At 66.6% G+C, this 26,140-nt stretch carries 22 protein-coding genes; 19 read left to right on the top strand and 3 right to left on the bottom strand.

Annotated elements, in window-relative coordinates:
- Nucleotides 1-87: 87 nt before the first annotated feature.
- Nucleotides 88-840 carry a Crp/Fnr family transcriptional regulator gene (locus tag AC07M7_RS13580; protein ID WP_046984731.1) on the bottom strand — a complete coding sequence of 251 codons (753 nt, stop codon included), beginning with the start codon at nucleotides 838-840 and terminating at the stop codon, nucleotides 88-90.
- 126 nt (nucleotides 841-966) lie between these two features.
- Here AC07M7_RS13580 and hisS point away from each other — a divergent pair, with 126 nt between their 5' ends.
- The 19 genes from hisS to cueR all read left to right on the top strand — a co-directional run bounded on the left by hisS (nucleotide 967) and on the right by cueR (nucleotide 22,019).
- Complete coding sequence (gene hisS / locus AC07M7_RS13575) at nucleotides 967-2,364, top strand: histidine--tRNA ligase (protein WP_426353617.1); 1,398 nt, start codon at nucleotides 967-969, stop codon at nucleotides 2,362-2,364.
- Nucleotides 2,365-2,390: 26 nt separating this feature from the next.
- Nucleotides 2,391-2,657, top strand: coding sequence for a hypothetical protein (locus AC07M7_RS13570; protein WP_495207616.1), 267 nt, complete (start codon nucleotides 2,391-2,393; stop codon nucleotides 2,655-2,657).
- 491 nt (nucleotides 2,658-3,148) lie between these two features.
- Nucleotides 3,149-3,457: a YerC/YecD family TrpR-related protein gene (locus tag AC07M7_RS13565; RefSeq protein WP_025874839.1), complete on the top strand. Its 309-nt coding sequence runs from the start codon at nucleotides 3,149-3,151 to the stop codon at nucleotides 3,455-3,457.
- A gap of 34 nt (nucleotides 3,458-3,491) precedes the next feature.
- Nucleotides 3,492-4,403 (top strand): ATP phosphoribosyltransferase, encoded by a 912-nt coding sequence (hisG, locus tag AC07M7_RS13560; RefSeq protein WP_136639901.1) that lies wholly within the window; start codon nucleotides 3,492-3,494, stop codon nucleotides 4,401-4,403.
- Nucleotides 4,400-5,695: a histidinol dehydrogenase gene (gene hisD / locus AC07M7_RS13555; RefSeq protein ID WP_495207615.1), complete on the top strand. Its 1,296-nt coding sequence runs from the start codon at nucleotides 4,400-4,402 to the stop codon at nucleotides 5,693-5,695. The genes hisG and hisD overlap by 4 nt, the downstream gene beginning before the upstream one ends.
- Nucleotides 5,692-6,786, top strand: a complete 1,095-nt coding sequence (gene hisC, locus AC07M7_RS13550; protein WP_495207614.1) for a histidinol-phosphate transaminase — start codon at nucleotides 5,692-5,694, stop codon at nucleotides 6,784-6,786. Before hisD ends, hisC begins: the two co-directional genes overlap by 4 nt.
- On the top strand, nucleotides 6,783-7,856 hold the full coding sequence (hisB, locus tag AC07M7_RS13545) for a bifunctional histidinol-phosphatase/imidazoleglycerol-phosphate dehydratase HisB (protein ID WP_495207613.1): 1,074 nt from the start codon (nucleotides 6,783-6,785) through the stop codon (nucleotides 7,854-7,856). Before hisC ends, hisB begins: the two co-directional genes overlap by 4 nt.
- Nucleotides 7,853-8,455, top strand: coding sequence for an imidazole glycerol phosphate synthase subunit HisH (gene hisH, locus AC07M7_RS13540; RefSeq protein ID WP_046985959.1), 603 nt, complete (start codon nucleotides 7,853-7,855; stop codon nucleotides 8,453-8,455). Before hisB ends, hisH begins: the two co-directional genes overlap by 4 nt.
- Nucleotides 8,452-9,186, top strand: a complete 735-nt coding sequence (gene hisA / locus AC07M7_RS13535; RefSeq protein ID WP_046985960.1) for a 1-(5-phosphoribosyl)-5-[(5-phosphoribosylamino)methylideneamino]imidazole-4-carboxamide isomerase — start codon at nucleotides 8,452-8,454, stop codon at nucleotides 9,184-9,186. Before hisH ends, hisA begins: the two co-directional genes overlap by 4 nt.
- Nucleotides 9,180-9,956 carry an imidazole glycerol phosphate synthase subunit HisF gene (hisF, locus tag AC07M7_RS13530; RefSeq protein ID WP_046985961.1) on the top strand — a complete coding sequence of 259 codons (777 nt, stop codon included), beginning with the start codon at nucleotides 9,180-9,182 and terminating at the stop codon, nucleotides 9,954-9,956. Before hisA ends, hisF begins: the two co-directional genes overlap by 7 nt.
- Nucleotides 9,946-10,566: a bifunctional phosphoribosyl-AMP cyclohydrolase/phosphoribosyl-ATP diphosphatase HisIE gene (gene hisIE, locus AC07M7_RS13525; RefSeq protein WP_046985962.1), complete on the top strand. Its 621-nt coding sequence runs from the start codon at nucleotides 9,946-9,948 to the stop codon at nucleotides 10,564-10,566. The genes hisF and hisIE overlap by 11 nt, the downstream gene beginning before the upstream one ends.
- Before the next feature lie 156 nt (nucleotides 10,567-10,722).
- Nucleotides 10,723-12,312: a calcineurin-like phosphoesterase C-terminal domain-containing protein gene (locus AC07M7_RS13520; protein ID WP_136639907.1), complete on the top strand. Its 1,590-nt coding sequence runs from the start codon at nucleotides 10,723-10,725 to the stop codon at nucleotides 12,310-12,312.
- A gap of 36 nt (nucleotides 12,313-12,348) precedes the next feature.
- The gene (locus AC07M7_RS13515) at nucleotides 12,349-12,633 is read left to right on the top strand and encodes a hypothetical protein (RefSeq protein WP_005409434.1); all 285 of its coding nucleotides are present in this window, start codon (nucleotides 12,349-12,351) and stop codon (nucleotides 12,631-12,633) included.
- Nucleotides 12,634-12,717: 84 nt separating this feature from the next.
- A complete protein-coding gene (locus AC07M7_RS13510) occupies nucleotides 12,718-13,740 on the top strand; it encodes a glucokinase (protein ID WP_046985964.1) in 1,023 nt (340 codons plus the stop codon).
- Nucleotides 13,741-13,791: 51 nt separating this feature from the next.
- Nucleotides 13,792-14,790: a glycosylasparaginase gene (locus tag AC07M7_RS13505; protein WP_136639909.1), complete on the top strand. Its 999-nt coding sequence runs from the start codon at nucleotides 13,792-13,794 to the stop codon at nucleotides 14,788-14,790.
- On the top strand, nucleotides 14,787-15,524 hold the full coding sequence (locus AC07M7_RS13500; RefSeq protein WP_136639910.1) for a copper homeostasis protein CutC: 738 nt from the start codon (nucleotides 14,787-14,789) through the stop codon (nucleotides 15,522-15,524). The genes AC07M7_RS13505 and AC07M7_RS13500 overlap by 4 nt, the downstream gene beginning before the upstream one ends.
- Nucleotides 15,525-15,919: 395 nt before the next feature.
- Nucleotides 15,920-18,877 carry a TonB-dependent receptor plug domain-containing protein gene (locus AC07M7_RS13495; RefSeq protein WP_046985967.1) on the top strand — a complete coding sequence of 986 codons (2,958 nt, stop codon included), beginning with the start codon at nucleotides 15,920-15,922 and terminating at the stop codon, nucleotides 18,875-18,877.
- A 173-nt stretch (nucleotides 18,878-19,050) separates the two neighbouring features.
- Entirely contained in the window at nucleotides 19,051-21,552 is a 2,502-nt protein-coding gene (locus tag AC07M7_RS13490) for a heavy metal translocating P-type ATPase (RefSeq protein WP_495207612.1), read from the top strand.
- Nucleotides 21,553-21,563: 11 nt separating this feature from the next.
- Nucleotides 21,564-22,019, top strand: a complete 456-nt coding sequence (gene cueR, locus AC07M7_RS13485; protein WP_197619559.1) for a Cu(I)-responsive transcriptional regulator — start codon at nucleotides 21,564-21,566, stop codon at nucleotides 22,017-22,019.
- An 80-nt stretch (nucleotides 22,020-22,099) separates the two neighbouring features.
- Here cueR and AC07M7_RS13480 read toward each other — a convergent pair whose 3' ends face one another.
- A complete protein-coding gene (locus tag AC07M7_RS13480) occupies nucleotides 22,100-22,294 on the bottom strand; it encodes a heavy-metal-associated domain-containing protein (protein WP_012510895.1) in 195 nt (64 codons plus the stop codon).
- A gap of 199 nt (nucleotides 22,295-22,493) precedes the next feature.
- Nucleotides 22,494-25,571: a TonB-dependent receptor gene (locus tag AC07M7_RS13475; protein WP_495207611.1), complete on the bottom strand. Its 3,078-nt coding sequence runs from the start codon at nucleotides 25,569-25,571 to the stop codon at nucleotides 22,494-22,496.
- Between the last annotated feature and the right edge of the window lie 569 nt (nucleotides 25,572-26,140).

Genomic DNA, 26,140 nt, shown 5'->3' with positions numbered 1-26,140 from the left:
TCGGAGATGGGCGCGGTTGCCGGCCAGCGGCCGGCACTACCGGGTGGATGCAACACGGAGCCGGCAACCCCATGAACCGCGATGCGGTCAGATCAACCCTTCACCGGCCAGCGTGCGCAGCCCATCCTCGTCGAGGATCTCCACCACGTTCAGGTGGGGCAGGGCGATCAGCTCCTGCTGGCGCAGCTTGGTGAAGGTGCGGCTGACTGTTTCCATGGTCAGGCCCAGATGGTCGGCGATGTCGCCGCGGCCCATTGGCAGCGACACGCGCAGGCCATCGCCACCGAGCTTGGCCTCGCGTGCGGCCAGGCGCAGCAGGAAATCGGCCAGCTTCTCGGCCGGCTGCAGCCGCGCCAGTGCCAACGCGGCGTCCTGCGCGGCGTCCAGCTCCTGGCAGGCGCGTTGCAGCAGCTTGCGTTCCAGGTGCGGGAAGCGGCTGCGCAGCGCCTTCATCTGCGGCAGCGCGACGCGGCACACGCGGCTGTCGGCGATGGCTTCGATATCGTAGCGGTGGTGGTCGCTGCCGCTCAGGCCCAGGTAATCGCCGGGCAGCACGAAACCGTTGATCTGGCGGCGGCCATCGGCCAGGGTGCGTACCAGGCGCAGCGCGCCGCCGGTCAATGTATAGACATGGTCGCGCTCTTCGCCGGTGCGGGCCAGGGTACTGCCCATGCTGACCTGCTGGGAAACGGTGACCTGTTCCAGTGCCTGCACTTCATCGGGCGACAGCGCCGAGCACACCGCAAGGTGGCGAACCGAGCAGTGCAGGCAGTCCTGCGTGACGCAGGACGGCGAGGCGGAGTCATTGGTGGCGGGCGGAGCGCCGGAAGGCCGTGACATGTTGCGGGGGCGTATCGCGGGCGGGGAGGGCCTTATGATACTTCAAGCGGCCGTTCGACCCTGCCCGAGGCGGGGGCGCTAGAATGTCGCCCCCTCCCACGTCCCGTTCCAGCAGGAGTTCCGCCCGTGATCAAGCCCCGTACCCCGCCCGGCACCCTTGAACTGCTGCCGCGCGAGCAGATCGCATTCCAGCGCATGCTGGACGTGATCCGCCGCAATTACGAGCGCTTCGGGTTCCTGCCGGTGGAGACGCCGGTGTTCGAGCTGTCCGATGTGCTGCTGACCAAGTCCGGCGGCGAGACCGAGCGGCAGGTGTATTTCGTGCAGTCCACCGGCGCGCTGGCCAATGCCGCCGAATCGGGCGACCGTTCACTGCCGGAAATGGCGCTGCGCTTCGACCTGACCGTGCCGCTGGCGCGCTACGTGGCCGAGCACGAGCATGAACTGACCTTCCCGTTCCGCCGCTACCAGATGCAGCGCGTCTACCGCGGCGAGCGTGCGCAGCGCGGCCGTTTCCGCGAGTTCTACCAGTGCGACATCGACGTGATCGGCAAGGACAGCCTGAGCGTTCGCTATGACGCCGAAGTGCTGGCGGTCATCCACGCAGTGTTCTCGGAACTGCGCATCGGCGACTTCAGCATCCAGTTGAACAACCGCAAGCTGCTGCGCGGCTTCTTCGAAAGCCTGGGCGTGGCCGAGGGTGAACGCCAGCTGGCAGTGCTGCGCGAAGTGGACAAGCTGGACAAGCGTGGCCCCGACTACGTGCGCGAGACGCTGGTGGGCGAGGGCTTTGCCATTCCGGCCGAACAGGTCGAGAAGATCCTGGCCTTCGTCGCCGTGCGTTCGCAGGGTCATGCCGATGCGCTGGCACAGCTGGCAGCGCTGGAAGACGGCGCGGGTTCCTCGGAGATCCTGCGTGCCGGCGTGGCCGAGCTGCGCGAAGTACTGCAGCTGGTGCAGGCACTGGGCGTGCCGGAAAGCGCCTACTGCCTGAACTTCTCCATTGCACGTGGCCTGGATTACTACACCGGCACGGTGTACGAGACCACGCTGACCGACCACCCGCAGATCGGGTCGATCTGTTCCGGTGGCCGTTATGAAGACCTGGCCAGCCACTACAGCAAGTCCAAGCTGCCGGGCGTGGGCATTTCCATCGGCCTGTCGCGCCTGTTCTGGCAGCTGCGCGAGGCTGGCCTGATCGACGGCATCGAAGCCAGCAGCGTACAGGCGCTGGTGGCGCTGATGGACGAGCAGGGCATGCCGCAGTCGCTGGACATTGCCCGCCGCCTGCGCGCCGGTGGCATCAACACTGAAGTACAGATGGAGCCGAAGAAGATCGGCAAGCAGTTCCAGTACGCGGCCAAGGCCGGTATCCGCTTCGTGGTGCTGGCGGGTGAGGATGAGCTGGCGCGCGGCGTGGTGGCGGTGAAGGACCTGCTGCGCGAGCAGCAGTTCGAAGTGTCGCGCGACGAACTGGCCAGCACCCTTCTGGTGGAGCTGGAGCAGTCCAGGGCGATGGTGTGATGCGTGCCGCCGCAGGAGTGCTGAGCGTGCTCCTGCTGGCGGGCTGCCAGAGCGATCGGTCGTTGCACAGCACGCGGATCGGGCCGGCGCAGTACCGGCTGGTGGTTGATCGCTGCCATGCGATCGACCGCGCACAGCTGGAGGACGACCTGCAGGCCCTGGCCTCACGGACGTGCCGGGCGGGAGCGGGGGCGTTGGAGAACATCCAGTCCCTGCCGAGCCGACAGGGCAGCCTGTTCGGCGAATGCCTGCGGCGCGGCGCGCTGCAGGCCGAGGTGCGTTGCCTGCCCTGAGTCGGGTCAGGTTGTTGATTTGAAAGCATAACGCCCGCCCTTTGGTGGGCGTTTTGCGTTTCAGGACAACAGCAGTCGAGCATGGCTCGACTCTACAAAAGCCGGTTCCGATCAGTTTCCTGACGAGATCCAGCAGGCCGCAGCCAACTGTCGAAGGTGGGGAGGGTCCGGTGGCAGGGGTGTGAGCCGCATGGGCCCGAGGCATGCCTCGGGCGGGTTGGACAGGACGCCCAACCCGGGTCTTGCCGTGTGCGCAGGACTGCGCACACGAGCAAGCCGCGACCAAGCCCCCATGGACGGGTTTACGGCGTCCCCTGCCACCGGACCCTCCCCGCCAACGCTCAGGAAACCAGCTTTTGCTTTTGCTCTGGCTCTTAGCGGGTGCAGGGCAGCAGCCCTGCCTTACCCCAACCCAATCCACGATTTGACGCACTGCGCAAGAATGCGTTAATGTACTAACACGCTATTACATTGATGCAAGAACCACGCCCGTGAAAGCCCGCCCCGACATCGCCGCCAAAGACCCGCAAGCCGATCTGGACGCCCTGGCCCAGGCCTTTGCCGCGCTGCGCGAGCCGGAGCAGGTGGTCGCCTTCCTGCGTGACCTGTGCACGCCGGCCGAGCTGGAAGCCATGGCCGACCGCTGGAAGGTGGTGCCGCTGCTGCAGCAGGGCGTGCCCTACCGCGAGATCCACGAGCGCACCGGCGTCAGCGTGACCACCACCGGACGGGTGGCACGCACGCTCGAGCATGGCCATCGAGGCTATGCCGCCGCTGTCGACCGCCTTGCTTCGCGCTGATCCGCGCCCCGTTCCAGACTTCGAGACCTCCCCCATGAGTGCAACCCAGGCAGCGCCGGCGCGAGACCGGCTGCGTATCGCCATCCAGAAGAGTGGCCGGCTGGCCGAGCCCGCCCGCAACCTGCTCAGTGCCTGTGGCCTGAGCTGGCGAGAGAGCCGCGACAAGCTGTTCTGCTACGGCGAATCGCTGCCGGTGGACCTGCTGCTGGTGCGCGACGACGACATTCCCGGTCTGATCGCCGATGGCGTCTGCGACCTCGGCATCGTCGGCCGCAATGAGCTGGACGAACAGGCCGCCGCGCGTCGCCAGATCGGCCTGGCCGATACCTATCAGGCATTGCGCGGGCTGGGCTTCGGCCAGTGCCGGCTGATGCTGGCGGTGCCAGAAGAATGGCAGTGGCAGGGCCCGGCCCAGCTGGCCGGCACCCGCATCGCCACCAGCTACCCGGCCATCCTCAAGCAGTGGCTGATGGAGCAGGGCGTGGACGCGCAGGTAGTCGAACTGTCTGGCTCGGTCGAGATCGCACCGCGTCTGGGCACCGCCGACCTGATCTGCGACCTGGTCTCCAGCGGTGCCACGCTGCGCGCCAACCAGCTTACCCCGGTGCACAACCTGCTCGACAGCGAAGCCGTGCTGGCCGGTGCGGTACGCGTTCCCGATGATGCGCGCGGCGCCCTGCGCAGCATGCTGCTGCGCCGCCTGGACGGTGTGGTGCAGCGGCAGGACCGCAAGCTGCTGATGTTCCGCGCCAGCGAGGACCGCGTCGATGCGTTGTCGCAGCTGCTGGCCGATGCCGAACCGCTGGTGCGGTTGCCGGCTGATGGCGGTGCACTGCGCCTGCAGACCATGTGCCCCGGTCCGTTGAGCTGGCAGCGCATGGAGGAACTCGAGCGCGCCGGTGCGCAGGGCCTGATGGTACTGAGCGTGGAGCGATCGCTGGCATGAACCGTCTGATCTGGTCCCGACTTGATGAGGCCGCGCGCAGCGCGGCACTGACCCGCCCGGTGCAGACCGTGGCGCAGCAGACCCGTGATGCGGTGGCCGCGCTGATCGCGCAGGTACGCACGCAGGGTGACGACGCGCTGCGCGCGATCACCGCGCGCTTCGATGGCGTGGATCTGCAGGATTTCGAAGTTTCCGCAGCCGAGTTCGCAGCTGCCGATGCCGCAGTGCCGGCCGAGCTGCGCCAGGCCATGGTGGAAGCGGCCGAACGCATCACCCGCTTCCATGCGGCCGGCATGGGCCAGGGCTATACGGTGGAAACCACGCCGGGCGTGGTCTGCGAACGCATGCTGCGCCCGATCGGCCGGGTGGGCCTGTATGTGCCGGCTGGCAGCGCGCCGCTGCCGTCCACCGCGTTGATGCTGGGCGTTCCGGCGCAGCTGGCCGGTTGCCCGCAGGTGGTGCTGTGCACGCCGCCGCGCGCCGACGGTAGCGCCGATCCGGCGGTGCTGGTGGCCGCGCGGCTGACCGGCGTGCAACGCGTGTTCAAGCTGGGTGGTGCGCAGGCGATCGCGGCGATGGCCTATGGCACCGAAAGCATCCCGGCCAGCGACAAGCTGTTCGGGCCGGGCAACAGTTTCGTCACCGAGGCCAAGCAGCAAGTGGCACAGGACGGTGCCGCCGCCATCGACATGCCGGCCGGTCCCTCCGAAGTGTTGGTGATCGCCGATGCCGGCGCCAATCCGGCGTTCGTTGCCGCCGACCTGCTGTCGCAGGCCGAGCACGGCCCGGATTCACAGGTGCTGCTGCTGACCGATGACGCGGCGATGCTGGCCGCGGTCGAGGCCGAAGTTGAACGCCAGGTGGCCTTGCTGCCGCGGCAGGACATCGCCCGCCAGGCGCTGTCGGCATCGCAGTTGATCCAGGTGGAATCGCTGGCCGATGCGTTTGCGATCAGCAACCGCTACGCCCCCGAACACCTGATCCTGGCCCTGCGCGAACCGCGCGCGTGGCTGGACCAGGTGCAGGCGGCCGGTTCGGTGTTCCTCGGCGACTACACGCCGGAAGCACTGGGTGACTACTGCAGCGGCACCAACCACGTGCTGCCCACCGCCGGTGCCGCGCGCGCCTACAGTGGCGTCAGCGTGGCCAGCTTCCAGAACCTGATCAGCGTACAGAGCGCGACCGCCGCTGGCCTGGCCGCGATCGGTGGCTGCGCGCGCATCATCGCCAGCGCCGAAGGCCTGGATGCGCACGAACGTGCGGTGGCACTGCGCATGGAGGTGGCCGCATGAGCGCGGACATCGACGGCGTGCTGGCCCTGGTACGGCCGGACCTGCAGGCCTTTGCCGGCTACAGTTCGGCGCGCAGCAGCGCTGTGCAGGGCGAGGTGTGGCTGAACGCGAACGAATCAGCGTGGGCCAATCCGGCAGACGCCACCGGGGGCAGCCGCCGCTACCCGGAGCCGCAGCCGGCTGCGCTGCGTGATGCGCTGGCGTCGCTGTACGGCGTGCAGGCGCAACAGCTGCTGGTAGGCCGTGGCAGCGACGAGGCGATCGATCTGCTGGTCCGCGCCCTATGCGTGCCCGGCCGCGATGGCGTGCTGGTGACGCCACCGGTATTCGGCATGTACGCAGTCTGTGCACGCTTGCAGGGTGCGCCGTTGATCGAGGTGCCGCTGATTGACGATGGTGAGGGCCTGCGCACGGACCTGGATGCGGTGATTGCCGCTGCGAAGGAGCAGGGCGCCAAGCTCGTTTTCCTGTGCGCGCCGTCCAATCCTGCCGGCAGCGATATCCCGCTGCCCGAGATCGAACGGGTGGCTCGTGCCCTGCGTGGGCAGGCGCTGGTGGTGGTGGACGAGGCCTATGTCGAGTACGCACAGCGCGCTTCGGCGACCACGTTGCTTGCCGCGCACGCCAACCTGGCGGTGCTGCGCACGTTGTCCAAGGCGCACGCACTGGCCGCCGCGCGTATCGGTACCTTGATCGCCGCGCCGGAACTGATTGCCGTGCTGCGCCGCTGCCAGGCGCCGTACCCGGTGCCGACGCCGTGCTCCGAGCTGGCCGTGCAGGCGCTGCAGCCGGCCGCGCTCGCGCGCACCGCTGAGCGGGTAGCCACGGTCATCACCGAGCGCGAGCGCCTGTACCGCGCCCTGCAGGGCCTGCCCGGCATTGGCCGGGTATACGCTTCGGGCGGCAATTACCTGCTGGTCCGCTTCGCCGATGCACAGGCCGCGTTCGATACGCTGTTGGAAGCCGGCGTGGTGGTGCGCGATCAGCGCGCTGCACCGCAGCTGGACGATGCACTGCGCATCAGTATCGGCAGCCCCGAAGAGAATGACCGCGTGCTTGCGGCCCTGTCGGCGCGGAGGGCCGCAGCATGACCCCGATCCTGTTCATCGACCGCGACGGCACCCTCATCGAGGAGCCGTCCGATTTCCAGATCGACGCCTACGAGAAGCTGCGCTTCGTGCCGCAGGTGATCCCGGCGCTGCTGAAGCTGCGTGATGCCGGCTACCAGTTCGTGATCGTCAGCAACCAGGATGGCCTCGGCAGCGACAGCTACCCGCGCGCCAGCTTCGATGGCCCCAACGACCTGATGCTGCATATCTTCGAAAGTCAGGGCATCACCTTCCGTGACGTGCTGATCGACAGCAGCTGGCCGCAGGACAATGCGCCCACCCGCAAGCCGGGCATCGGCCTGATGACTGCCTACCTGCAGGACCGCAGCATCGACTGGGCGCGTTCGGGCATGGTCGGCGACCGCATCACCGACCTGCAGTTCGCCGACAACCTCAACATCCGTGGCTTCCAGCTGCGCACCGAACAGTTCGGCGGCGAGTGGGACTGGCCGGGCATCGCCCACGCACTGGCCGATGCACCACGCACGGCGGTGGTCCAGCGCAACACGAAAGAGACGAAGATCCGCGTCGAGCTCGACCTGGACCGTGCCGGCGATGCGCGCATCGACACCGGGCTGCCGTTCTTCGACCACATGCTGGAACAGATCGGCAAGCACGGTGGCTTCGCGCTGGACATCCAGGCCGAGGGTGACCTGCACATCGACGAGCACCACACCATCGAAGACACCGGTCTCGCATTGGGCCAGGCGCTGCGCGAGGCGCTGGGCGACAAGCGCGGCATCGGCCGCTACGGCTTCACCCTGCCGATGGATGAAACCCTGGCCAGCGCTGCGCTGGATTTCAGTGGCCGCCCGTATTTCGTGTTTGAAGGCGAGTTCAAGCGCGAGCGGGTGGGCGACATGCCGACCGAGCTGGTCCCGCACTTCTTCCGTTCGCTGTGCGATGCCAGCGGGCTGAACCTCAACCTGCAGGTGCGTGGCGACAACGACCACCACAAGGTCGAGGCCTGCTTCAAGGCACTGGCGCGGGCATTGCGCCCGGCGTTGGCCCGCCAGGGCACGGCGCTGCCCACCACCAAGGGGGCGCTGTGAGCGACGTTGCGCTGATCGATGCCGGCGGCGCCAACCTGGGTTCGGTGCGCTACGCATTGGAGCGCCTGGGTGCAACGGTGCGGTTGGTGCGCGATGCCGATGGCCTGGTCGGCGCACAGCGGGTGATCCTGCCCGGCGTCGGCGCCGCTGGTCCCGGCATGCAGCGCCTGCATGCGCAGGGTCTGGTGGAACCATTGCAGCGGCTGGAAGTGCCGTTGATGGGCATCTGCCTGGGCATGCAGCTTCTGTTCGAGCGCTCCGAAGAGGCCGGCGTAGAAGCGCTGGGACTGATTCCCGGCGTGGTGCGCAAGCTGGTGCCGGCCTGTGGCATTCGCGTACCGCACATGGGCTGGAACCGCCTGCTGCCGCTGCGCGAATCGCTGTTGCTGCAGGGCGTGCCGGAGCGCGCCAGCGCCTATTTCGTGCACAGCTATGCAGCACCGCTCAACGCCCACACGGTAGCCGCCTGCGATCACGGCGGCCTGTTCACCGCGGTGGTGGAGCAGGGGCGCTACTTCGGCGCACAGTTCCATCCCGAGCGCTCCGGCGATACCGGTTCGTTGATGCTGCGCAATTTCCTCGAGGGCACTGCTGCATGAGTTTCATCGTCTACCCCGCGCTGGATATCCGAGATGGCCGCGTGGTGCGGCTGCGCCAGGGCGACTACATGCAGGAAACCTCCTATGGTGACGATCCGCTGCCGCGCGCACAGGCCTTTGCCGCGCAGGGCGCGCAGTGGATGCACCTGGTCGACCTGGACGCCGCACGCGCCGGTGGCTACACGCTGGCACCGCTGCTGTCGTCGATCCGCGCGCAGACCACGCTGCAGGTGCAGACCGGTGGTGGCGTGCGTGGCCGTGACGATGTGGCGCGCATCCTCGATGCCGGCGCTGGCCGCGTGGTGGTCGGCTCACTGGCGGTGCGTCGCCCCGATGAAGTGGTTGGCTGGCTGGAGGAGTTCGGCGCCGAGCGCATCACCATCGCGCTGGATGCCCGTCAGGACGCACAGGGCCAATGGCAATTGCCGGTGCATGGCTGGACCGAGAACGCCGGAGTGACCCTGGATGCCCTGGCCCAGCGTTTTGCGCGCGCCGGCATGCGCCACCTGCTGTGTACCGACATCGCCCGCGACGGCATGCTGGCCGGCCCCAACATCAGCCTCTACCAGCACCTGTCGGCGCTGCTGCCGGGCGTGGCGGTGCAGGCCTCCGGTGGTATCCGTGACGTGGCCGATGTGGCCGAAGCCCGCGCCGCCGGTTGCGGCGGTGCGATTCTCGGCAAGGCGCTGCTGGAGCAGCGTATGGACCTGGCGGAGGCGCTGGCATGTTGAGCCGCCGCATCATTCCCTGCCTGGACGTGCGCGATGGCCGCGTGGTCAAGGGCGTACGCTTCCGCGACCACGTCGATATGGGCGACATCGCCGAACTGGCACAGCGCTACCGCGACCAGGGCGCCGACGAGCTGGTGTTCTATGACATCGGCGCCAGTCCCGAGGCACGTTCGGTGGATGTGGCCTGGATCGAGCGCATCGCGCGCCTGATCGACATTCCGTTCTGCGTGGCCGGTGGCATCGACAGCGTGGAAACTGCACGTCGCGTGCTGTTCGCCGGTGCCGACAAGGTGTCGATCAACTCGCCGGCGCTGGGCCGCCCGGAGCTGATCACCGAGCTGGCAGACGAGTTCGGCGTGCAGTGCGTGGTGGTGGGGGTCGATTCGGTACGCGAGGCCGATGGCCAGTGGCGGGTGCGTCGATTCAGCGGTGACCCTGACAAGACCCAGGCGGTGCCACTGCGCACACTGGACTGGATCGTCGAAGCACAACGGCGTGGCGCAGGCGAGATCGTGCTGAACTGCATGGACAGCGATGGTGTGCGCCGTGGCTACGATGTCGCGCAGCTGCAGCAGGCGCGGGCACTGTGCCAGGTGCCGCTGATCGCCTCCGGCGGTGCCGGTGCGATGGAGCACTTCGCCGAAGCCTTCGACCAGGCCGACGTCGACGGCGCGCTGGCGGCCAGTGTGTTCCACAGTGGCGCCATCGCCATTCCAGAATTGAAGCGCTACCTGCGCGGACAGCAGATCGAGGTGCGGGATGTCTATTGAAGTGAAACCATCACTGGATGCGCTGCAGGCGCTGGACTGGGGCAAGGGCGACGGCCTGCTGCCGGCGGTGGTGCAGGATGCCGACACCCTGCAGGCGCTGATGCTGGGCTATGTCAGCGCCGAATCGCTGGCGGCCACGCTGGCCATCGGCCACATGACCTTCTTCAGCCGCAGCAAGCAGCGGTTGTGGACCAAGGGCGAGCAGTCCGGCAACGTGCTGGTGGTGCAGTCGATCAGTGTCGACTGTGATGCCGACACGCTGCTGGTGATGGCGCGCCCGGCCGGGCCGACCTGCCACACCGGCGCCGAGAGTTGTTTCGACGGGGCACCGAAGGACTTCCTGGGTGGGCTGGGCCAGCTGGTGGCGATGCGCGAGGCGCAGCGGCCGCCAGGCAGCTACACCACCAGCCTGTTCGAGGGCGGCATCCGCCGCATCGCACAGAAGGTGGGCGAGGAGGGCGTGGAGACGGCTCTGGCGGCGGTGGCACAGGACGACGAGGCGCTGCTGGGCGAGGCCTCGGACCTGCTGTATCACCTGCTTGTGCTGCTGCGCGCGCGCGGCTTGTCGCTGGATGATGCGCGGGCAGTACTGGAAAAACGCCATCGTTGAGCTGCGGTAGTGCCGGCCGCTGGCCGGCAACCACCAGATGCCCGACGATCATGAGGTTGCCGGCCAGCGGCCGGCACTACCGGCAATGCGCCACCGCGTGCGCGATGTCATCAACGGAATCTACAATAGGCGGTCTTCTTTTTCCCCGGACCGCCCATGAAACTGCCTGCCACCTGGCTGTGCTGCCTGTTGCTGACCTCGCCGGCCTGGGCCGCGGACACCGTGGTCAGCGGCAAGGTCTATCTGGAGCGCGATGGCCGGCCGGGTCGCGGTGCGACCGATCCGGGCCTGGCCGGGGTGCAGGTCTCCAACGGCGAAGCCATCGTCAAGACTGCCGCCGATGGCAGCTACAGCCTGCCGGTGCGCGACGGCCAGACCGTGTTCGTGATCAAGCCCGATGCCTACGCTTTCCCGAAGGCCACCGACGGCCTGCCGTCGTTCTGGCGCCACTACCGCCCGAACGGTTCACCGGCACTGAAGTACGGTGGTATCGCCGCCACCAGCGATGTCACCCGCAACTGGGATTTCGCGCTGCAGTCGGACCGCCACGACAGCCGCCGTGGTTTCCAGATGCTGGTGTTCACCGATTCGCAGACCGCCAGCCTGAAGGACATCGGCTACTACCAGCAGTCGATCGTGGCACCGCTGGTCGGCCAGACCAGGGCGCGCATGGGCACCACCCTGGGTGACATCGTCAACGATGACCTGACTCTGTATCCGGCGATCAACAAGGTCACCACCGAACTTGGCGTGCCGTGGTTCCATGTGCCGGGCAACCACGACCTCGACTTCGATGCGGGCAGCGACGAACATTCGCTGGACAGCTGGCGCAACATCTATGGCCCGGACACCTACGCGGTGGAAGAGGGCGGCGCCAGCTTCGTGTTCCTGGACGACGTGGTCTACGACCCCAAGGCCAAGCCGAAGTACGTCGGCGGCCTGCGCGAAGACCAGTTCGCCTTCCTTGCCAGTTACCTGAAGGGCCTGCACAAGGACCGCCTGCTGGTGCTGGGCATGCACATCCCGTTGTTCGACGCCGCGCCGGGGCGCGAGACCTTCCGCCACGCCGACCGCCAGCGCCTGTTCGACCTGCTGAAGGATTTCCGCAACGTGCTGGTGCTCAGCGGCCACAGCCACACCCAGCAGCACGTCTACCACGGCAAGGCCGAGGGCTGGAACGGCGACAAGCCGCTGCACGAGTACAACGTCGGTGCCAACTGCGGTGCGTTCTGGTCGGGGGTGAAGGACGTCGCCGGCGTGCCGGACAGCACCATGAGCGATGGCACGCCGAAGGGTTATGCGCTGCTCGACGTGGCTGGCAATGGCAGCTACAAGCTGCAGTATCGCGTGGCCGGCCAACCGGCCAGCGAGCAGATCGGCCTGCATGCCCCCAAGGTGCTGCGCCAGGGCGCCTACCCGGCGTGGGGTGTCTACGCCAATGTCTACATGGGTGAGGATGCCAGCGTGGTCGAGTACCGCGTGGATGGCGGCGCCTGGCAGCCGATGAAGCAGGTCAGCCAGCCCGATCCGCGCCTGATGGTGGAGAACGTGGCCGACGATCTTGCAAACAACCTGCGTGGCTACGATCGCTCGCCGGAGGCCACCGCATCGCCGCACCTGTGGCGCGGCGCGTTGCCGACCGATCTGGCGGTGGGCAGCCACAAGGTTGAAGTGCGTTCGACCCAGCCCGATGGCGCGGTTTTCACCGCCACCACCAGCTACAGCCTGCAGACTGCCCAGCCCTGATCCAGGGCGCCGCTGCCCAACGCGAAAGGACCCCGCATGGATATCCGCTTCATGGCCGGCACCACGCCGGTGACGCTGAGCCGCCACTGGTTCACCGGTGCGATGCTGCTGCAGAGCGCTACCGAAAAGGTCTGGGTGCAGCATCCGCTGCACCCGGGCACCCACTTCTCGTTCTCGCTGGTACAGTCGTGGTTGCGCCACATCGCCGGCCACGAAGTGCTGGTCGAGCGCACCCGGCCATTGTTGTTTGCCGGCTTCCGCCCGCAGCGCCTGCGCGTGCTGGTGGACGGCGTGCAGGTGGCCGAACAGGAAGGCATGTAGGCCAACCTGAACCATCGGCGTGCTAGGCAAAGCCGCCCCGATGCCTGAGAATCGGGGCGATTCAATCGATCCAAGCAGGCCAGCGTGACCATCGCAGCAGCGTCCCCGGTTTCCACCGACTCCGCCCGCGGCGGTCTTCCGCGCAGTCTCGTTGTCGCCGATGTCGGCGGCACTTTCGCCCGTCTGGCCTTGGCTGCGACCCAACCCGGCCAGGCGCCGCTGCTGGGCAGCCATCGCACCTATGCCTGCGCCGAGCACCCCAGCCTGGCTGCGATCCTGGCCGATTTCACCGCTGGTCTCGGCCAGCCAGTGCAGACCGCAGTGGTGGCCATCGCCGGTCTGCTCGATGGCGATGTGCTGATCAATGCCAACCTGCCGTGGACGGTCTCGCTGTCGACCACGCGCGAACAGTCTGGCCTGCGCGAACTGCAGCTCATCAATGATTTCGAAGCGGTGGCGCTGGCGATCCCGTACCTGCAGCCGGAAACCCTGGTGCCTCTGAACGGCGACGCCGATCCGGCGCAGGCCTTCCCGGCGCTGGTGCTGGGCGCGGGTACCGGCCTGGGCGCGGCACTGCGTTTTGCCGATGGCGAGCGCCCGGTGCTGGCCAGCGAGATCGGCCATGCCGCGCTCGGTGCCGGCAACACACTGGAGCTGCAGGTGCTGGGCAAGCTGCTGCAGCGCTGGCCGCACGTGGACAACGAACGCGTGCTGTCCGGCAGCGGCCTGATGAACCTGTATCCGTGCCTGTGCGAACTGCGCGGCGTCACCCCTGTGTGGACCAGTACCGAGGCGCTGATCGGTGCCGCGCGCAGCGGCGAGGATGCACTGGCGGTGGAAACGCTGCAGGTGTTCTGTGCCTGGCTGGGCAGCCTGGCGGGCGACGCGGCGATCGCCGTCGGCGCGCGCTCGGTGTACCTGGCCGGGGGCATTTCCGCGCATGTGCAGGATTTCCTGGCCGATGGCCGCTTCCGTGAGCGCTTCCTCAACAAGGGCGTGCTGACCGAGGTGCTGCGCCAGGTACCGGTTTGGCGGGTGGAGCACGGCCAGCTGGGTGTGCTCGGTGCAGCGGTCTGGCACGCCGCGCGGCAGCCCATGCACGACTGATCAGCAGGGCCGGCATCGGGCCGGCCGTGCATTGCAGACTGGGAGGGGAAGATGGTGGATCGCAGGCAGTTCCTGCAGGCCGGTGCACTGGCCGCAGGCATGGCGGCATTGCCGGGCGTGCAGGCGCGCACGCAGGGTGGGGCCCGGGTGGTCTCCACCTGGGACTTCGGCGTACCGGCCAACCAGGCCGCATGGAAGGTGCTGGCGCAGGGTGGCAGCGCGCTGGATGCGGTGGAAGCAGGCGCACGCTGGGCCGAGAGCGAGCTGTGCAACCCCACTGTTGGCCATTGCGGCAATCCGGATCGCGACGGCGTGCTGAGCCTGGACGCGAGCATCATGGACGGCGATGGTCGCTGTGGTGCGGTGGCAGCGCTGGTCGACATCCTGCATCCGGTGTCGGTCGCCCGCAAAGTGATGGAAAACAGCCCGCATGTGTTGCTGGTGGGCGAGGGCGCGCAGCAGTTCGCGATGCAGCAGGGCTTCGAACGCAAGCGCCTGCTGACGCCGCAGGCCGAAGCCGCCTGGCGCGAGTGGTTGAAAACCGAGAAGTACCAGCCGCAGATCAACGCCGAGCGCCGCGGCATTCCCGGCAGCAGCGACAACCACGACACCATCGGCATGCTGGCACTGGATGCCAAGGGCCACCTGGCCGGTGCGTGCACCACCAGCGGCATGGCCTGGAAACTGCACGGCCGCGTCGGCGACAGCCCGATCATCGGTGCCGGCCTGTACGTCGACAACGACGTGGGTGCGGCCACCGCCTCGGGCGTGGGTGAGGAGATGATCCGCAATGCCGCTTCGTTCCTGGTGGTCGAGCTGATGCGCCAGGGACGTTCTCCCGCGCAGGCCTGCCGCGAAGCGATCGACCGCGTGGTGCGCAAGCGCCCGGAAGCGAGCAAGACACTGCAGGTGTGCTTCCTGGCCATGAACAAGCAGGGTGAGGTGGGCGCTTACGCGCTGCATCGTGGTTTCGTCTATGCAGTGTGCGATGCGCAGCGCCAGGACGATCTGCGTGATTCGCCGTCGATCTACACGAGCACCCAGGCGTGAGCACGCGGCTGACCCTGGAGATCGCCAGCAACTCGCTGGCATCGGCGCTGGCCGCGCAGGCCGGCGGCGCCGACCGCATCGAGCTGTTCGACAACCTGGCCGAGGGCGGTACCACGCCGTCGTTCGCCAGTATCGCGATCGCCCGCGAACGCCTGTCGATTCCGTTCTTCGTGCTGGTGCGGCCACGCCCGGGCGACTTCCACTACGACGGGTTGGAAACCGAGCTGATGCTGCGTGACATCGCGCAGTGCCGCGCGCTGGGCTGCGATGGCGTGGTGATCGGTGCGCTGGATGCGCAGGGCGGCATCGACGTGCCGTTGTGCCGTGAACTGGTGCAGGCTGCCGGGCCGCTGCAGGTGACCTTCCACCGCGCCTTTGATGCTGCCCGGGACCTGCCCGCCGCGCTGGAGCAGGTGATCGGGTTGGGTTGCCAGCGCGTGCTGACCTCGGGCGGTCAGGTCAGTGCCGAGGCCGGTGCCGATGTGCTGGCAGGCCTCGTTACCCAGGCAGCGGGCCGCATCACGGTGATGGCCGGCGCCGGACTGGCCCCGGGCAACATCGCAGCCGTTGCACGGCAGACCGGTTGTACCGAACTGCACGCCTCGGCCAAGGGCCTGCGGCGCTCGGCCATGCAGTTCCAGAACCCGGCTTTGCGAGGGTTGGATCCGGACTGGAGCCAGACCGCCACTGCCACTGTGGCCGCGCTGCGGCAGGCGCTGGACGGCGCGCAGTAACCCGCTTCTTGTGTAGAGCCGAGCCTACGCTCGGCTGCTCTTCGCGACGAACAACAGCAGCCGAGCGCAGGCTCGGCTCTACAACGACCCGCTGCCGTACGCGGACAAATCCGTTCCGCGCACGATTGTCGCGATCGTGTCATTGACGTGTGCGCCGTTTTCTCAGCGATGTTTAGCAACCCTTTGATTGTCTTGGATACCTGCAGCCGATAACGGCATTGCGCCGCGTCTTGCTGCGTCGCCGCATGCCCGGCGTGGTTCAGCTGTGCTTTAGTTTGGATCGATCCACAGGGGAGGGCGCCGTATCGGTCTTGAACCGATCCAGGTGCCCGGATCAGCCGTAGAGCCGCGCCACCAACCGTCCGTGCGTCCACACTTTCGAAGAGCAACCACCCATGGCTCAGTCCGTACGCAAGCGTCGTCACCTGCTGTCCCAGGCGTTGATCCTGGCCCTGTTGCCCCTGGCGGCCAGCGCGCAGGAGGCCGCCAGTTCGTCCACCAAGGATCTCGACGCGGTCACCGTCACCGGTTCGCGCATCAAGCGCGCCAGCGTTGAGGGCCCGGCACCGGTCAATGTGATCACCGCCGCACAGATCCAGAAGGAAGGCTTCGTCAGCGTGTACGACGCGCTGAAGACGCTCACTGAAGCCACCGGCACCGTTGAAGCCGCCTCGCAGTGGGGATCGCATACGCCCAATGCCAGCGGCCTGAACCTGCGCGGGATGGGCCCGAACCGCTCGCTGCTGCTGGTCAACGGTCGCCGCGTGGCCGACTACCCGTTGCCCTACGGTGGCGAAACCAACTTCTCCAACTACGGCAACATTCCCGCTGCTGCGGTGGAGCGCATTGAAGTGCTGACCGGTGGTGCCTCGGCCATCTACGGTTCGGATGCGATCGCCGGTGTGGTCAACGTCATCCTGAAGACCAACTACGACGGCGACGAAGTGCGCGTGCGCGGTGGTACCTCCACCGAAGGCGGCCGCGATACCTGGGACCTGTCCTGGGCCGGTGGCAGGACCGGCGACAACTGGAGCGTGACCTACGCACTGCAGTACACCAAGCGCGATCCGCTGTTCGGGCGTGACCGCCCGCAGATGGACGATGCCGACGATGCGCCGTATCCGTCCTGGAACATGGAACAGCGCAAGGTCGGCTTCCGTCCCACCGCAGGGCTGGCGCTGATCGATCCCACGACCGGCCAGCGCCTGGCGCCGCCCACCGGCACCTGCGAGAAATTCGACGGCGAGTACTACACCGCCGATCGATTGGTCTACAACTACGCCGCCAACACCATCACCAACACCGGCCGCCTGTGCGGCATGAGCGCCGACTACGCCAACTGGCTGCTCACCGGTGGTGCCGAGAACGTGTCCGGCAACCTGTATGCCACCTTCGATTTCAGCAACGACCTGCAGGCCTGGACCAACCTGGCGGTATACCGCTCCGAAGCGATATGGGGCACCAATCCGCCCAGCGTGTCGCTGATCGACGATGACAACGGCTACTACTGGGATGCCAACCGCAACCGCCCGATCCTCGGCGTGCGCCAGTTCACTCCGAACGAGGTGGGCGGCCTGGACACGCTGCGTAACACCAACCGCGAACTGTCCTGGGACTGGAGTGCGGGCCTGCGTGGTCGCCTGGCCGATCGCTTCGACTGGAGCGCCACGGTGGGCCGTTCCTACTACCGCGTTGAAGAGCGGCAGAACGTGGTCGACAAGCAGAAGTCGTACGACTATTTCCTCGGCCCGAAGCTGGGCACCACCGCCGACGGCGAGGCGATCTACGCACTGAACGAATCGCGCTGGTGGAACCCGCTGACGCCGGAGCAGTACTGGCAGATGGGCACGGTCGCGAAGAACCGTGCGTCCTCATGGGTCAACCAGGCTTCGGCGGATATCACCGGCGAACTGTTCCAGGGTTGGGCCGGCCCGATCTCGTTCGCGGCGGTGGCCGAAGTCGCGCAGCAGGGCTACCACCTCAGTCCGGACCCGCGCGCCGGCATCGACTTCGACCTGCAGAACGTCGATCGCGGTGGCGGCGAGCGCACCCGCTATTCGGCCGGCGTCGAGTTCAAGATTCCGCTGCTGGAAAGCGTGACCGCCACTGCGGCCGCGCGCTATGACCGCTATGGCAGCTACAAGGCTGACAACAGCGGTGAAGCGCTGGACATCGGCAGCCAGAAGGAGACCACCTGGAATGTCGGCCTGGAATGGCGCCCGGTGGAGTCGTTGCTGGTGCGTGGCTCCTACGCCACCAGCTTCCATGCGCCGGACATGCACTACCTGCTCGGCCAGCCGAGCAGCTCCGAGGTGCAGACCTATGACCGCCTGCGCTGCATCCAGAGTGGCGCGTACCTGGTCAACAACTGTGGCGTGGGCAATACCGATGTCTGGTACACGTTCGACGTGAACCGGCGTGGCACGCCGCTGCTGCGTTCGGAGACCGGTGATTCGTGGACGGTCGGTTTCGTCTGGGATGTGCTGCCGAATCTGTCGGTCAGTGCCGATTACTGGGCAATCAAGCTGGAAGACATGATCGTCGACGTGGGCGCCGACGAGGTGCTGGCCAGCGAGGCGGGCTGCCTGACCGGCAAGAACATGGACGGTACGCCGTGGGCCAATCCGGCCGGTGGTGAATACTGCGCCGGCATCCTGGCCCGGGTGAACCGTGACAGCAATGGTCGCCTGGTATCGATTGAACGTGGCCCGTTCAACCTGGCCAGCCGCGAAGTGCGCGGCATCGACCTGACCGCGCGCTATCGCCTGGAAACCGCGCAGTGGGGCAGCTTCCAGCTCGGCCTGAACTACACCAACCAGATCTCAACCAAGGAACAGCGTTACGCCAACGATCCGAACCCGGAGCGTCGTGACCGTGACCTGCGCAGCAAGCTGCGCGCGAGCCTGGCCTGGCAGCGTGGCAACTGGAATGCCAACGTCTATGCCGATCGCATCGGTTCGGTGCCGGGCGTTCGCTATCACTGGGGCACCGATCGCCTGAACAATCCTGGTGGTTGCCTGCCGTTCGCCGACGGTTACGTGCCCAGCGACAGCCCGTCGTTGAACTGCCTGGAGCCGGCGACGCGTCCGGATGGCTCGCCCAATCCGAACCCGAACGCCGGCCAGCAGACCACGCGCTACTACGGGCGGGTCGGCCCGTTCATCACCTGGAACTTCAACATGGGCTACCAGGTGACCGAACGCGCTAAGGTCAATGTCTACGTCAACAACGTGTTCAATTCGGCCAGCTGGAACCATAAGGATCCGTACAAGCTGGACTATGACTTCGCCCCGACCCGCCTGCTCGGCGCGGTTGGCCGCGAGTTCGCGCTGGAGTACGTGTTCACCTTCTGAGGCGGACAGCGGGGGCGTCGGGCCTTGATCCGCAAGGCGTCCCCGTCCGCTCGGTAGATCCACGTCATGCGTGGATGAACCCCTTCATGAACCCCGGGGTGGCTGGATTTGACCTTCCCACGATGGCAAGGTTTAGCCTGTCCGCATCCAGAAGGAATCCCGGGAATCCGATCATGACCACGCCCCGCGCCACTGCAGTCCCCGCCAGCTCGGCCACCATCAGCCTGCCCATCGAGGGCATGACCTGCGCCAGCTGCGTCGGCCGTGTCGAAGCGGCACTGTCCAAGGTTGAAGGCGTGGGCAGTGTCTCGGTGAACCTGGCCACCGAGCGGGCGGATATCCGCGCGTCCGGACCGGTCGATCGTGCCGCGCTGATCCAGGCGGTGGAGCGGGTGGGCTACGACGTGCCGGCCGCCACCGTCGAGCTGGCGGTGGAGGGCATGACATGTGCCTCCTGCGTCGGTCGCGTCGAGCGCGCGCTGCTGGCGGTACCGGGCGTCAGCCAGGCCAGCGTCAACCTGGCCACTGAACGCGCCACGGTGCGCGGCGTGGCAGCCGCGGACGCGCTGGTGGCGGCCATCGACAAGGTCGGCTACGCCGCACGCCTGATCGAGGCCGGCGTGCAGTCCGATGATGAGGCCGCCGAAAAGAAGGATGCCGAGCGCGCCGAACTGAAGCGCGACCTGATCGTGGCGAGCGCGCTTGCGTTGCCGGTGTTCGTGCTGGAAATGGGCTCGCACCTGATTCCCGGCATGCACGAATGGGTGATGGCCACCATCGGCATGCAGACCAGCTGGTACCTGCAGTTCGTACTGACCCTGCTGGTGCTGGCCATTCCCGGCAGCCGCTTCTACCAGAAGGGTTTCCCGGCACTGCTGCGGCTGGCACCCGACATGAACTCGCTGGTGGCGGTGGGTACCACCGCAGCGTTCGGTTACTCGGTGGTGGCGACCTTTGCACCGCGGTTGTTGCCGCCGGGCACGGTGAACGTCTACTACGAAGCAGCGGCGGTGATCGTCGCGCTGATCCTGCTCGGCCGCTTCCTTGAGGCGCGCGCGAAGGGCCGTACCTCCGAGGCGATCAAGCGCCTGGTCAACCTGCAGGCCAAGGTCGCGCATGTGATCCGTGACGGCCGCACGATCGAGATTCCGGTCAACGAGGTTCTGAGCGGCGATGTGGTGGAAGTGCGCCCGGGCGAGCGCGTGCCGGTCGATGGCGAGGTGATCGAGGGCCGTAGCTACATCGACGAGTCGATGATCAGTGGCGAACCGATTCCGGTCGAGAAGCAGCCGGGCAGCAGCGTGGTGGGCGGCACGGTCAACCAGAAAGGTGCACTGACCGTGCGTGCCACGGCGGTGGGCGCGCAGACCATGCTGGCGCAGATCATCCGCATGGTCGAACAGGCACAGGGCTCGAAGCTGCCGATCCAGGCGGTGGTCGACAAGGTCACCCTGTGGTTCGTGCCGGCGGTGATGCTGGCCGCACTGGCGACCTTCGCGGTCTGGTTGATCTTCGGCCCATCGCCGGCGCTGAGCTTCGCGCTGGTCAATGCGGTGGCGGTATTGATCATTGCCTGCCCGTGTGCAATGGGCCTGGCCACGCCGACGTCGATCATGGTCGGTACCGGCCGCGGCGCCGAGATGGGCGTGCTGTTCCGCAAGGGTGAAGCACTGCAGTTGCTGAAGGACGCGCAGGTAGTGGCGGTGGACAAGACCGGTACGCTGACCGAAGGCCGGCCGCGCCTGACCGACCTGGAGATCGCCGACGGCTTTGATCGCGCCACAGTGCTGGCCGCGGTCGCCACCGTGGAATCACGTTCGGAGCATCCGATCGCCCGCGCCATTGTCGATGCAGCCACCGAGCAGGGCCTCGCGCTGCCATCGATGGTCGATTTCGATTCGGTCACCGGCATGGGCGTGCGCGCCAGCGTAGAGGGCGCACGGGTAGAGGTCGGCGCCGATCGCTTCATGCGCGATCTTGGCGTGGATATCACTGCGTTTGCGGCGCTGGCGGCCGAACTCGGCGCGCAGGGCAAGTCGCCGTTGTACGCGGCCATCGATGGACGCCTGGCAGCGATCATCGCAGTATCCGATCCGATCAAGCCGAGCACGCCGGCCGCGATCGCGGCGCTGCATCAGCTTGGCCTGAAGGTGGCGATGATCACCGGTGACAACGCCGGTACCGCGCAGGCGATCGCGCGCCAGCTGGGTATCGATGAAGTGGTGGCCGAAGTGCTGCCGGAAGGCAAGGTCGAGGCGGTGCGCCGCTTGAAGGCCACTCATGGCCATGTTGCCTTTGTTGGTGACGGCATCAACGATGCGCCGGCGCTGGCCGAGGCCGATGTCGGCCTGGCCATCGGGACCGGCACCGATATCGCGGTGGAGTCGGCCGATGTGGTGCTGATGTCGGGCAACCTGCAGGGCGTGCCGAATGCCATCGCGCTTTCGAAGGCAACGCTGGGCAACATCCGACAGAACCTGTTCTGGGCCTTTGCCTACAACACCGCATTGATTCCGGTGGCGGCCGGCGTGCTGTACCCGGTCTGGGGTGTGCTGCTGTCGCCGGTGTTCGCCGCCGGTGCGATGGCGTTGTCCAGCGTGTTCGTGCTGGGCAATGCGCTGCGCCTGCGCCGCTTCCAGCCGCCGATGGCGGATGTACCTGCCGCGAGTCATTGAAGGAGAACCGCATGAACATCGGTGAAGCCGCCAAGGCCTCCAGCGTTTCGGCGAAGATGATCCGCTACTACGAACAGATCGGCCTGATTCCCGCGGCAGATCGCACCGAGTCCGGCTACCGGGCGTATTCGCAGGCGGACATCCACCGCCTGCGTTTCATTCGCCGCGCGCGCGATCTCGGCTTCCAGGTCGCCGAGATCACCGACCTGCTGGGCCTGTGGAACGACACCTCGCGGCACAGTGCCGACGTCAAGCATCTTGCCGAACAGCACATCGCCGACCTGGAACAGCGTATCGAAAGCATGCGGCAGATGGCCGACACGCTGAAGTCGTTGATCAGCTGCTGTGCGGGCGATGAGCGCCCGGAATGCCCGATCCTGCAGCGGCTGGGCGAGGACGAAGAGACCCTGACACCGCCGGAGACCGCGAAGACCGGTGCGGTACGGCGCCGCACGCACAAGCACTGACCTGGCGTTGCATGCATGAAAAAACCCGCCCGGTGCAGCTGCACCGGGCGGGTTTTTCGTTGCAGGCGCAGGGTAGGGAATCAGGCCGTGCGCGGCGGGAAGCCGGCATCGGTCAGTGCCGCCACGATCTGTGATTCGCTGGCCGAGGTCTGCACCTGCACGCGACGGCTGGCCGGATCTGCCTGCACGCTGGCCTGCGGATCGACCAGCTCGATCGCCTTGGTCACGCTGCGTGCGCAGCCGCCGCAGGTCATGCCTTCAACGTGGAATTCCATCTGTAGCTCCTTCGGTGCTCTTGGGGTGGAGCCAGTGTGCACCGTCCAACATTGGCAGGGTCAAGCGCAGGGCTGAACCGAAGAAAAGCGCCAACAAAAACGGCAGCCACCTGTACCAGCGCGGCTGCCGTGGAGGACCGTCCCCGCCAGGGCGGGACGTGGGTTGCACCGGGGCGGGCCCGGGCAACCCGGTGTTGCCTTAGAACTTCCAGGTGGCGCCGAAGTACAGCTGGCGGCCTGCGTAGGTGTTGGAGAAGAGACGTGCCTTGGTGTCATTGCCCAGGTGCACGCGCTGCTCGGACTTGGTGGCATTGATCACCGAGGCGGTCAGCGTCCAGTCCGGGGTCAGGTTGTAGGCAACGTTCAGGTCCAGCTGGTCATACGGCTCGGTGTAAATGGTGAGGCCGTTGTTGAGCCCACCGACCACCTGACCGCGACGGTTGAACGAGGCGCGCGCGAGGAACTTCTCGTTCTCGTAGAAGACCGTCACGTTGGCCTGGTTCTTGGCGCTGCCGACCAGCGGCGAGGAGCCGATTTCCTGCCCGTCCAACACAATGGAAGCCAGGTTGGTGTCGTTGTAGGTGTAGTTGGCCTGCACGCCGAAGCCGAAATCGAAGGTGTACTGGCCATACAGCTCGACGCCCTGCGAGACACCATCGCGGCCATTGGCCTGGGTTTCATAGCGCTGCACGTTCACCGCTTCACCGCCGATGACCATCGGCGTGTCGCGCACCACCGGCAGGGTGAAGTTGTCCACGTTCTTGCGGAACAGGCCGACGCCGGCGACCGCGCCCGGCTGGAAGTACCACTCCAGGCCCAGGTCGAACTGGGTGGCCTTGAACGGTTCCAGCTGCTTGTTGCTGCCCTTGCCGACCCAGCCTGCGGTCGATGCGCCACCGGCAACGCGGCGATCATTGACATACTCTTCGCTGTAATAGCTCAGTGCGCCCGGAGCTGCGATGTCGGTGTAGCCGGGGCGGGCGATCACCTTCGACGCGGCACCACGCAGGACCAGCGTGTCGGTGATGTCCCAGGCGATATTGAAGCTCGGCAGTACGTCGGTGTAGGTACGGTCCACGCCGATCAGGCTGTAGGTCTTGCTCTGCGCCAGGTCGTGCGGCAGGCGCACGAAGCCGCTCTCGCAGCTGTAGGTCGGGTAGGCCGCGGCGGCCGGATCGGTGCACGCCATCGGTGCGCCGGAGGCGTTGTCCAGGAAGTAGTCGTTGAACTTCTCGATCGAGTCGGAGGACTGCGCGAACTGCTTGGTGCGCACCACGCGCACGCCGACATTGCCGCGCAGGCGTTCGGTACGGAAGTTGGCCTGGAAGTAGCCCGAGTAGATCTTCTCGTTGACGTTGTAGACGAAGTCTTCCTCGGTACGGTTGTGCGAACCGCCGTAGGTCTTGTTCAAGTAGTCGATGTAGGCCGGGTAGTTGATGCCCGGGAACACGTTGGCATTGAAGCCGCCGGCAATGTTGCTGATCGGATTGGACAGGAAGAAGCCGGGCTGCGCGTCGCCGGCAGTCGGATCGCAGCCACTCTGGTAGCGGCTGTTGTCATAGTCGGCCGGGTCGCGGCCGGGGCACACCCAGTAGGTGTTGCCGGTATTGCGATGGACCTTGCCGTCACGGTATTTGGCACCGAACTGGATCGAGTCCAGCCAGCCCGACTCGAACAGCTTGGTCACGTCAGCCTGGAAGTAGTTCTGCTTGACCTCGGTGCGCTTCCACGACGAATCGGTCGAGCCGGTGTCGACTTCGGCGATGCCGTTCATCAGCTGCTGCTGCAGGTCGGGCGAGAAGGTGGCCGACGGCGTGCCGGTCAGGTCCCATGCGCTGTACAGGTTGCCCGACAGGTAATCGTTGCCGACCTTGCGCCGCGGCTTGGCCGACATGCGGAAGTTCATCGACGGACCACCTTCGGACCAGGTACGGCCGCCGGTGAACGAGGCCTTCCACAGCGGGCTGATATCCCAGTCGATGGTCAGGTCAGCGGTCTGCGACAGCGCCTTTTCCTTGCTGTAGCCACCGGTCAGCTGCGGCGTCGGAACCGTGCAGTCGTCCGGGCCCCAGCCGCCGGGCTTCAGGCCAGCGGCCTTGGCCTGGTCTTCGCTGCAGTAGTAGGTCTTTCCAGCCAGCTTTTCGAACTGGGCGCCGGTAACGGTGTTGCCGCTGGGGTCGAAATCCAGGCCGTTGAGCAGGCGGCCGCCGGCCCAGTTTCCATCGCCGTTGAAGCGGGCCATGCTCCATTCCGGAATCTTCAGCATGTTCTGGGTGTAGTCACCCTGCAGCTCGAAGCGGAAGTAGTTGGCCGTCATCGTGACGTTGTCGACCGGCTTGAACTGGAAGGTCAGCTGGCCGCCCTTGCGCTCGCGCTTCTCTTCCTTCACTGCGAAGTTGACCGAGGTCGGCATGAAGAAATCGCTGTAGTTGCCGCCGGTCTGGTTGTTGAAACCGGACTTGCCCCACCAGTAGTGGATGCCATCCTGCGCCTGCACGTTGCCATAGGCATCGCGCGCCTTGCCGGCGCCATACCACTGGTAGTCCTCGGTGCTGGCTTCCATGGTGCGGGTCGTGCGCTTCTGCTGCGTCACGCCGATCAGCACGCCGAAACGCTCGTCCTTGCTGTGCCACGAATACAGGGCTGAGGCCTGCGGGTCGATATCGTGGTGGGTATCGGAGGAGGTGCCCTCGAGCGTGACGAAGCCCGAGTTGGATTCCATGTCCAGCGGACGCCGCGTGTGCAGGATGACCGTGCCGCCGATGCCGCCTTCGTCGATGCGTGCTTCCGGCGACTTGAACAGCTCTGCGCTGGACAGCATGTTCGACGGCAGCAGGGTGTAGTTGAACGACCGGGTGGCTTCGTCGTTGGTTTCCGACGTGGCCACGTAGTTGCCGTTCAACTGGGTCAGGGTCAGGTCCGGCGCAAGGCCGCGCACGCTGACGCTCTTGCCTTCGCCACCGCTGCGGGTGATGACTACGCCGGGCACGCGCTGCAGTGCGTCGGCGACGTTCTTGTCGGGGAACTTGCCGACATCTTCCGCGGTGATCACTTCGACCACGGCATTGGCGTCGCGCTTCTGTGACAGGCTCTTCTCGATGGCGTAGCGGTAGCCGGTGACCTGGACGCTGTCCAGGTTGGTGGCCTCCTGCGAGCCGGTGGAAGCGGCCTGCTGCGCGGCGGCGCCAGCCGGAATGACGGCGGCGGCCAAGGCCAGCGCGATGGCGAACGCCAGTGCGTCCTGACCATGCGTACGTGTTGAATGCTTCATTCCCATCTCTCCCTCTCTCCTGGATTGATCCGGTGACGTGGCACGGACAACTTGAATCGATCTAATTTGAAGTGACATTGTCGCTATTGCCATGCAGTGGCAGTAGCACCGTGCGCGTGGCCTGGTACGTCCTGTTGCTGCTCCCCCAACTCCCGGCCATCGCAGTGTCGTTCTTGGATCGATCTAAGCGATGGGCGGGCGATTTTTAGCATGGGTCGCCCGCGGGCGCATGCTGCTCCGCAATATGGTACTGGCGTGGCGAAGGGATGACGGTTTGCTGAAAACAGTGAAATCGTTTTCGTGCGCAGCGGAGGGTGGGTCGGCAGGGCTGCGCCCTGCACCTGCTGTGTGCCAGGGCAACAGCCAAAGCCAAAGCCAAAGCGGCTCTGGGTTGTCTGTGTGTTGGGCGGGGCGGTGTCGGATTGCGGGGACGCCGTAAACCCGTCCATGGGGGCTTGGCCGCGGCATCCATGCCGCGGACACCCCGCAATCCGACACGGCCCCGCCTTCGACAGTTTCACGGTGGCGGTTGGATTGATCCTGGAACGACATGGGGTCGTGGGGGGGGGGGGGGG

The organism is Stenotrophomonas sp. GW821-FHT09E08, from assembly GCF_059416125.1.
This window is presented reverse-complemented; position numbering and strand designations above follow the sequence as displayed.

Excerpts from the sequence above, each read along its gene's own strand:
- AC07M7_RS13580 (WP_046984731.1), bottom strand. The coding sequence starts at position 840 with ATGTCACGGCCTTCCGGCGCTCCGCCCGCCACCAATGACTCCGCCTCG.
- hisG (WP_136639901.1), top strand. The coding sequence starts at position 3,492 with ATGAGTGCAACCCAGGCAGCGCCGGCGCGAGACCGGCTGCGTATCGCC.
- hisD (WP_495207615.1), top strand. The coding sequence starts at position 4,400 with ATGAACCGTCTGATCTGGTCCCGACTTGATGAGGCCGCGCGCAGCGCG.
- hisC (WP_495207614.1), top strand. The coding sequence starts at position 5,692 with ATGAGCGCGGACATCGACGGCGTGCTGGCCCTGGTACGGCCGGACCTG.
- hisB (WP_495207613.1), top strand. The coding sequence starts at position 6,783 with ATGACCCCGATCCTGTTCATCGACCGCGACGGCACCCTCATCGAGGAG.
- hisA (WP_046985960.1), top strand. The coding sequence starts at position 8,452 with ATGAGTTTCATCGTCTACCCCGCGCTGGATATCCGAGATGGCCGCGTG.
- hisF (WP_046985961.1), top strand. The coding sequence starts at position 9,180 with ATGTTGAGCCGCCGCATCATTCCCTGCCTGGACGTGCGCGATGGCCGC.
- hisIE (WP_046985962.1), top strand. The coding sequence starts at position 9,946 with ATGTCTATTGAAGTGAAACCATCACTGGATGCGCTGCAGGCGCTGGAC.
- AC07M7_RS13520 (WP_136639907.1), top strand. The coding sequence starts at position 10,723 with ATGAAACTGCCTGCCACCTGGCTGTGCTGCCTGTTGCTGACCTCGCCG.
- AC07M7_RS13515 (WP_005409434.1), top strand. The coding sequence starts at position 12,349 with ATGGATATCCGCTTCATGGCCGGCACCACGCCGGTGACGCTGAGCCGC.
- AC07M7_RS13505 (WP_136639909.1), top strand. The coding sequence starts at position 13,792 with ATGGTGGATCGCAGGCAGTTCCTGCAGGCCGGTGCACTGGCCGCAGGC.
- AC07M7_RS13495 (WP_046985967.1), top strand. The coding sequence starts at position 15,920 with ATGGCTCAGTCCGTACGCAAGCGTCGTCACCTGCTGTCCCAGGCGTTG.
- AC07M7_RS13490 (WP_495207612.1), top strand. The coding sequence starts at position 19,051 with ATGACCACGCCCCGCGCCACTGCAGTCCCCGCCAGCTCGGCCACCATC.
- cueR (WP_197619559.1), top strand. The coding sequence starts at position 21,564 with ATGAACATCGGTGAAGCCGCCAAGGCCTCCAGCGTTTCGGCGAAGATG.
- AC07M7_RS13480 (WP_012510895.1), bottom strand. The coding sequence starts at position 22,294 with ATGGAATTCCACGTTGAAGGCATGACCTGCGGCGGCTGCGCACGCAGC.
- AC07M7_RS13475 (WP_495207611.1), bottom strand. The coding sequence starts at position 25,571 with ATGGGAATGAAGCATTCAACACGTACGCATGGTCAGGACGCACTGGCG.